Origin of the sequence: Mycobacterium sp. (genome assembly GCF_032162605.1) — a bacterium.
GTDB lineage: Bacteria > Actinomycetota > Actinomycetes > Mycobacteriales > Mycobacteriaceae > Mycobacterium.
On record NZ_JAVROT010000248.1, the window covers coordinates 1 to 6,711 of the forward strand.

Below are 6,711 nucleotides of genomic sequence, written 5' to 3' on the forward strand. Positions count from 1 at the left end.
GGCTGGACCGTCCAGATCCGCAACGGAAACGCCGAATGGATCCCACCCCCACACCTCGACACCGGCCAAACCCGCACCAACTTCTACCACCACCCCGAACGCCTCCTCGCCGACCCCGACGACGACGGAACGTAGTCGAGCCCTCGGTCTGACCGCTACGCCCACCCCAACTGCCGTAACGTGATTGCGTCGTTCCAAATCTTCGTCAGGTGGCGAATCTTGTCACCATCGAAGTCCATGACGTAGACGTAGTCGGCCGCCGCGCTCTTCCCGGTGGGTGGTACGGGACCGCCCTCTCCGGTGTGTGTTCCGCGGAAGACGCCGAACGCCGATACGTTGTTCCGCGCTTCGTCGACGGCGAACGACCGTACTTCGGCATTGCCGTCAGGTAGAAGTGCGAGAAGGTTCCTCATCCACTCCGTGTAGGCCTCGAGGGTTTGCACTCCATCCAGGGTGTCGACTTGGGCGGAGAACGTCGCGCCCGGTCGACAGTACTGCTCGCACTCGTCCCAACCCTTCCCCGCCTCACAGGCGTCGAAGAAGCGTTCGGCCGTATCTCTAATCGAAGTCATGGGTCCCCTCCCTTCGCTCAACCCACATGCCGAGGGTATCGAGCGATGGAGGCACGGAACCCGAACTCGACGACATCCAGGCACACACTTCGCGCACATCACGGCTTCGGCATCCAATACTTGGGCGGTGACGGTATCGATGATCACGGTCTACGGCCTGCTCGTCGTCGCGGCGGTGGAGGCGATCGCGCTGATCGTGCTGTGGCGGCGACTCGCGAACCGCGACGAGGAACTCGCCGAACTGCAACGCAGACTCGACACCCGCACCAACCTGATCTCCGGAGGCCGGGAGGCGGTCAAGACCGTTTGGCAGACCGCGAACATTCTGCGCAAGGAGGGCTTCGGCGCAGCGGTCCGATCCAACATCGAGGACCTTGCCGACTGGGCCGAGGTCGAGCGCCCCGACCTGGCGCGGCTGTCCTCGAACGGACGCGTGGCCATCCTCTTCTCCGACATCGAGGAGTCGACTGCACTCAACGAACGCATCGGCGACAGGGCCTGGGTCCGGCTGATCGAGCGGCACGACAGGATGGTCAGCCGCTACGTGAAGCGCCACCACGGCTACGTCGTGAAGAGCCAGGGCGACGGGTTCATGATCGCCTTCGCGCAGCCGGAGCAGGCCGTCAGGTGCAGCGTCGACGTGCAACGTGAACTCGGCAAGCGGGCGGGGGGCATACGGGTTCGCATCGGCATCCACGCAGGCAAGTCGGTGCGGCGTGGTGACGACCTGTTCGGCCGCAACGTCGCGATGGCTGCGCGGGTCGCCTCGGCGGCCGACGGCGGAGAGGTCCTCGTAAGCGAGTCGGTCCGCGACGCCTGCAAGGACAGCGCCGAGGACGACGCCATCGCCTTCGACGACGGCCGCGATGTCGAACTGAAGGGGTTCAGCGGCAGTCACCGCCTCTACGCGGTGCGGGTGTGATTCGAGGCCGGCCTTGCAGCTACCCGGTAGTGGGCTCTCCGGCCAGCCGCCACGCACGATTGCGGTCAGCATTGCCGACGGCCGCACCATGATACGAGCAAGATCAACGTCACACCGCAGGGCACCTTTCGACCGCCAATCAGGAGGCTTGCTAATGACCACGTCCATCACCCGCAGCAGCCACACTCTCTCCCTGCTCGACGGCGAGATCGTCGAGGAGTCCGGCCTGGGTTCGATGCGACGGGTCACCGCCGACAACCTGCCGATCCTCAAGGGTCTGTCGATCAAGCGGGTGCTGCTCAACCCGGGCGCGATGCGGACTCCGCACTGGCACGCCAACGCCAACGAACTGACCTACTGCGTGTCCGGCACCGCACTGGTGTCCATTCTCGACGACGGCAGCAAGTTCTCCAGCTTCATCGTCACCGCCGGGCAGATGTTCCACGCCAACTCCGGATCGCTTCACCACATCGAGAACGTCGGCGAGGACGTCGCCGAGTTCATCATCGCCTTCCGCGACGAACGCCCCGAGGACTTCGGATTCGGCGCCACGTTCGGCGCGTTCAGTGACGCCGTGCTCGGCAATACCTACGACCTGCCCGCCTCCGACCTCGCCAAGATCCGCCGCACCACCGCCGACCACAAGCTGGCCGCCCGCATCGGCGATCCCGTGATCCCGGCAAGCGCGTACTTCAACGATCCGCACAAGTTCGACGTCGAAGGCCAGGAGCCCCCGCTGAACTACGCCACGGGCAACGCGCGCTTCGCCAGGGATCAGTACTGGCCGATACTGAAGGACATCTCGATGTACTCGCTGCGCGTGACCGACGACGGGATGCGCGAGCCGCATTGGCATCCCGTCACCGCCGAGATGGGCTACGTCCAGCATGGCGACGCCCGCATGACCGTCATGAATCCCGATGGCATGCTTGACACCTGGACCATGACCACCGGCGACATGTACTTCATCCCGCGCGCCTACCCGCACCACATCGAGAACATCGGAACCGACGACTGGCACTTCCTGATCTTCTTCGATCAGCCCGTCCCTGCGGACATCGGTTACCGCGCCTCGGCAAGCGCCTACTCACGCGAGGTGCTGGCGGCCGCCTTCAACACCCACATCGAGGACCTGCCGCAGTTCCCGCTCACCCCGGCCGACCCGCTCGTCGTCGGACGCGTCAACCCCGTCGACGCCCACGGCGTCGGTCAGGCCTGATCCAACGGGAGAACGACATGAGCATCGTCACCACCACCGACGGCGCTCATCAGTGCGGTGCCGCCCCTGATGTTGCAGACCCGCACGGCATGCCCACCGCGCACGCCGGCGGCTACTCCGCCGACCCCGACTCGGCTAGGCGCTGGTGCAGCTTCGCCCGGATGTCGTCCGGAGTGTAGGAATTGCGCTTGCGTTGATCACGCGCGACCAGCGCGCCGCCCGCCACGACTCCGGCGACACCGGCCAGCCCAACCCACTTCCATATGCCTCGCATGGCCACAGTCTGCCTAAGCTGCCCTGGTGGATGCGAACACGGTGACGCTCGACCGCGCGCTGGCCGAAACCCGGACCGGCGACATCTGGCTGTTCCGCGGGGAGTCGGGGCCCGACCGGGCGATCCAGACGATGACCAACGCCCCGGTCAACCACGTCGGGATGACGGTGGCGATCGACGATCTGCAGCCTCTGATCTGGCATGCCGAGCTCGGCGACAAACTCGAGTGCCTGTGGAGCGGCGGCACTCACCGCGGCGTGCAGCTCAACGATCTGCGCCAGGCCGTCGAACGGTGGATGCTCACCTACGGCCAACGGTGCTGGCTGCGGCAGATGACCCCGTACGCCACTCGGCAGCAGGAGGACGACCTGCTCCGCGTGATCGCCAGGATGGACGGGACCGCGTTCCCGACCACTGTGCGGCTCACAGCCCGGTGGTTCCGCGGGCGCGTCCCGACGGCGACGGACTGGACGAGGGGGATCCCCGTCCTGGAGGACCGGGTCAAGAAGGTGACCGGACGAAAGCGGGCGGAACGACGCAGGGTCGGCCTCGAGACCGCGTACTGCGCGGAGACGGTGGCCTTGACCTACCAGGAAATGGGCCTGCTGGCAGGAGACAAGGACACGAACTGGTTCGACCCTGGCAAGTTCTGGAGCGGCGACACCCTGCCCCTGGCCCCGGGCTATCGGCTGAGCGACGAGATCTCCGTCGTCCTCTAGGCACAGGCTGATCCCGTAGCGTCGAGCCATGTATCGAACCGTCGCGGTGTTGGCCGCCATTGGTGTCGCGGTCGCCGGCTGTGCAGGCAACGGCGGAGAATCCACCACGTGCCGGGACTTCGACGGCATGAGCCAGGACGCACGCGGCGCCGCGGTCGCGCGGATGCTAAAGGAACGCAACGGTCTCAACTCCTCGACGTCCGACGTTCAGGGCATGGTGCAGCGCACGCTGGCCTTCTGCGCGACGGCGGGCAGTCAGGACAAGACGATCGGGGACGTCACCTAGCCACCGGAAAGCGCGCTCTCTCCGATGAGTTGCGGGTTTGCGTCCCACGCCCGTTCGAGACGTCCACCGGAACACTCCCGTGTGATACGCCCCATTCTGCATATGCCCTCGTCAACGCCCGAACCTCACTGCGCCGGCCCAGGTCCAGCTTGAACCCATTCTGTCCCAACGGTTCCGCCACCTGCAATGGCATGGCGGCGACACCTCCCAGCTCCGCACATGTTCCGCAGTTCGGTCGTCGCACCGGACAGGCCGATGCCGTGTCACCTGGCCCGCAGTGGTCCCGCGAACGACTTCTTCAACGCCGACGGAGCGACCAGCGGCAGCAGCCCGGCCAGCACCTTGCGCTTCAGTCCCATGGGGCGACGGGTGAGTTCGACGTCGACGCCGGTCCCGTCTGCCTCGGGGACGAGCTGGAACGTCCACCCGCCGCCGGGGCCGAAGACCTTCGAATCGTGTGTGGTGACGGTGACCCGTGAGCGTTGGGCATCCCATTCGTACCGCCCGCGTTCCCACGCCGACGCGGTTCCTTCGGTGACCTCTGCCCACGTGTCGCCCAGCGCGTGCACCCGGAAGTGGTCGGCATCGATCGACGGCCAGACCCGTGGCCGTGCGGAACTGAAGTCGGTCAGCAACGCCATCAGTTCCGGCGCGCTGAGTGCGGAGCTGATGTGAAAGCGGATGACGGGCATGGTCGAACTCCTCGCGTCTGACTGGCGTGATGTCTTCTGCGGGGTCTAACTCCGGAAACGCGAGATCTATTCAGTGCAGCGTGACCGAGCCGGGACGGCTCAGTCCTCGCAGCAGTCGCAGTCGGCTCGGGTCGCGGCCGGTACTACGGCACAACACGTTTCGCCGCGCAATGCCTGGAGACCTTCTCGCACCGCGATGGCCGCGATTACCAGTGCGGCGATCGGGTCGGCCCACGACCAACCGAACAGACTGTTGAGCAGCAGCCCTACCAACAGAACCGCCGATAGGTAGGTGCACAGCAGGGTCTGTTTGGAGTCGGCGACGGCGGACAGCGATCCCAATTCGCGACCTGCCCGGCGCTGAGCCCACGACAACAGTGGCATGATAGCCAAACTGACTGCAGCCAAGGCTATCCCGACCACGGAGTGGCGGGCCTCCCCTGCGCCCAACAACGAGCGCAACGAGTCGATCGCCACGAAGACCGCGAGCCCGAAGAACGAGAATGCGATGATCCGGAGCGCCACCCTCTCGCGCGCCTGCGGGTCCGCACCCGCGAACTGCCACGCGACTGCCGCCGCCGACGACACTTCGATCACCGAGTCCAATCCGAAACCGATCAAGGCCGTCGAGGAGACGCGGGAACCCTCGGCCAGCGCGACGGCCGCCTCGATCACGTTGTAGGTGATGGTCGCGGCAACGAACAGCCGGATCCGGTCGGACAACACCCGCCGACGGTCGACCTGCAAGGTGGGTCGAGGCGCCGGAAGTCCGAGGTCGTCGGCCATCAGCAGCAACCTTGATCGCTCGAACAGCAGGCCGGGTCGACCGCGAGTACCAAGCCGACGAGGTCGTCGAGCGCGTGAGCGATGCGCGGGTCGGCGAGCTCATAGCGGCTACGGCGCCCCTCGGGCAGGGCCACGACGAGGCCACAACCACGCAGACACGCGAGGTGATTCGACACGATCTGACGGGACACGCCGATGCCGTCGGCGAGGTCTGACGGATATCGCCCACCATCGCGCAGTCGTAACAGGATCAGGGCACGCGTCGAATCGGACAATGCGTAACCGAACCGAGCCAGCGCATCGCGCTCGACCAACGTCTTCATGACGCGAGAGTACAGCCGAAACTGGATTCACGGAAGTCTGTACTCAGCTGGCGGGGTTTACTCCACGAGGACGGCGGACAGCGACTCCTCCAGGATGTCCAGCCCCGCATCGAGTTCGGCGTCGGTGATCGTCAGCGGCGGGGCGATCCGGAAGATCCCCCCGATGCCGGGCAGCTGCACGATGTTCATATGCAGTCCCCGTTCGAGGCATGCCGCGGTGACCTCGGCGCCAAGGGCGTCCGCCGGCGCCTTGCTCACCTTGTCGGACACCAATTCGATGCCTTGCAACAAGCCGCGGCCTCGGACGTCGCCGACCTGTTCGTACTGGTCGCGCATGCCGGTCAGCCGTACCCCGAGCCGTCGGCCAAGAACGTCGGCCCTGTCGACGAGGCCGTCGCGCTCGACGACGGCGAGGACGGTCAGGGCGACGGCTGCCACCAGGGGATCCGACACGTGTGTGGTGAAGAACAGGAATCCTCTTTCGTGGCAGACGGATTCGATCTCCTCGCTGGTGACCACGGCGGCCACGGGCAGGCCAGCGCCGAGGGTCTTCGAAAGCGTCAGGAGGTCCGGGACGATTCCGTCGCGCTGATGCGCATACATCAATCCGGTGCGGCCGATCCCGGTCTGCGCCTCGTCGACGATCAACAGCATGCCGCGCTCCACGCAGAGTTCACCGAGCCGCCGCAAGTAACCGACCGGCGGTTCGATGATCCCGCCGGAGGACAGGATCGGCTCGACGAGACACGCCGCCAAGCTGCCGGACGACTGCGCATCGACGATGGCGAATCCGTACTCGAGCTCGGAGCGCCAGTCGTAGGTGCCATCGGCGTGACGGAACGGCGACCGATAGGCATTCGGCGTTGGCAGAGTGAGATTGCCCGGCATCGGGGGTCCGTAGCCTCGCCGCCCGGCGCT

At 66.1% G+C, this 6,711-nt stretch carries 10 protein-coding genes; 4 read left to right on the forward strand and 6 right to left on the reverse strand.

Annotated elements, in window-relative coordinates:
- Positions 1-155 precede the first annotated feature (155 nt).
- The gene (locus tag QOI01_RS14955) at positions 156-572 is read right to left on the reverse strand and encodes an ester cyclase (RefSeq protein ID WP_526382180.1); all 417 of its coding nucleotides are present in this window, start codon (positions 570-572) and stop codon (positions 156-158) included.
- 139 nt (positions 573-711) lie between these two features.
- Between QOI01_RS14955 and QOI01_RS14960 the strand changes: the two genes are divergently transcribed.
- Positions 712-1,494: an adenylate/guanylate cyclase domain-containing protein gene (locus QOI01_RS14960; protein ID WP_526382198.1), complete on the forward strand. Its 783-nt coding sequence runs from the start codon at positions 712-714 to the stop codon at positions 1,492-1,494.
- A gap of 154 nt (positions 1,495-1,648) precedes the next feature.
- Complete coding sequence (locus QOI01_RS14965; protein ID WP_526382182.1) at positions 1,649-2,713, forward strand: cupin domain-containing protein; 1,065 nt, start codon at positions 1,649-1,651, stop codon at positions 2,711-2,713.
- 112 nt (positions 2,714-2,825) lie between these two features.
- On the opposite strand, the gene QOI01_RS14970 is transcribed toward QOI01_RS14965, so the two are convergent.
- On the reverse strand, positions 2,826-2,987 hold the full coding sequence (locus tag QOI01_RS14970; protein WP_526382184.1) for a hypothetical protein: 162 nt from the start codon (positions 2,985-2,987) through the stop codon (positions 2,826-2,828).
- Positions 2,988-3,013: 26 nt separating this feature from the next.
- Between QOI01_RS14970 and QOI01_RS14975 the strand changes: the two genes are divergently transcribed.
- The gene (locus QOI01_RS14975; protein ID WP_526382186.1) at positions 3,014-3,706 is read left to right on the forward strand and encodes a guanylate cyclase; all 693 of its coding nucleotides are present in this window, start codon (positions 3,014-3,016) and stop codon (positions 3,704-3,706) included.
- 28 nt (positions 3,707-3,734) lie between these two features.
- The gene (locus QOI01_RS14980) at positions 3,735-3,992 is read left to right on the forward strand and encodes a hypothetical protein (protein ID WP_526382188.1); all 258 of its coding nucleotides are present in this window, start codon (positions 3,735-3,737) and stop codon (positions 3,990-3,992) included.
- 263 nt (positions 3,993-4,255) lie between these two features.
- On the opposite strand, the gene QOI01_RS14985 is transcribed toward QOI01_RS14980, so the two are convergent.
- The 4 genes from QOI01_RS14985 to QOI01_RS15000 all read right to left on the reverse strand — a co-directional run.
- Positions 4,256-4,684, reverse strand: a complete 429-nt coding sequence (locus tag QOI01_RS14985; RefSeq protein ID WP_526382190.1) for a hypothetical protein — start codon at positions 4,682-4,684, stop codon at positions 4,256-4,258.
- A gap of 99 nt (positions 4,685-4,783) precedes the next feature.
- Positions 4,784-5,470: a cation efflux transmembrane domain-containing protein gene (locus QOI01_RS14990; RefSeq protein WP_526382192.1), complete on the reverse strand. Its 687-nt coding sequence runs from the start codon at positions 5,468-5,470 to the stop codon at positions 4,784-4,786.
- Positions 5,470-5,793: an ArsR/SmtB family transcription factor gene (locus QOI01_RS14995; RefSeq protein WP_526382194.1), complete on the reverse strand. Its 324-nt coding sequence runs from the start codon at positions 5,791-5,793 to the stop codon at positions 5,470-5,472. Before QOI01_RS14995 ends, QOI01_RS14990 begins: the two co-directional genes overlap by 1 nt.
- A 57-nt stretch (positions 5,794-5,850) precedes the next feature.
- A partial coding sequence (locus tag QOI01_RS15000) for a class-III pyridoxal-phosphate-dependent aminotransferase (RefSeq protein WP_526382196.1) occupies positions 5,851-6,711 on the reverse strand: 861 nt, incomplete at its 5' end.

Bases quoted from the DNA above. Each gene is read 5' to 3' on its own strand.
- QOI01_RS14960 (WP_526382198.1), top strand. From the start codon at position 712: ATGATCACGGTCTACGGCCTGCTCGTCGTCGCGGCGGTGGAGGCGATC.
- QOI01_RS14990 (WP_526382192.1), bottom strand. From the start codon at position 5,470: ATGGCCGACGACCTCGGACTTCCGGCGCCTCGACCCACCTTGCAGGTC.
- QOI01_RS14965 (WP_526382182.1), top strand. From the start codon at position 1,649: ATGACCACGTCCATCACCCGCAGCAGCCACACTCTCTCCCTGCTCGAC.
- QOI01_RS14980 (WP_526382188.1), top strand. From the start codon at position 3,735: ATGTATCGAACCGTCGCGGTGTTGGCCGCCATTGGTGTCGCGGTCGCC.
- QOI01_RS14955 (WP_526382180.1), bottom strand. From the start codon at position 572: ATGACTTCGATTAGAGATACGGCCGAACGCTTCTTCGACGCCTGTGAG.
- QOI01_RS14995 (WP_526382194.1), bottom strand. From the start codon at position 5,793: ATGAAGACGTTGGTCGAGCGCGATGCGCTGGCTCGGTTCGGTTACGCA.
- QOI01_RS14985 (WP_526382190.1), bottom strand. From the start codon at position 4,684: ATGCCCGTCATCCGCTTTCACATCAGCTCCGCACTCAGCGCGCCGGAA.
- QOI01_RS14970 (WP_526382184.1), bottom strand. From the start codon at position 2,987: ATGCGAGGCATATGGAAGTGGGTTGGGCTGGCCGGTGTCGCCGGAGTC.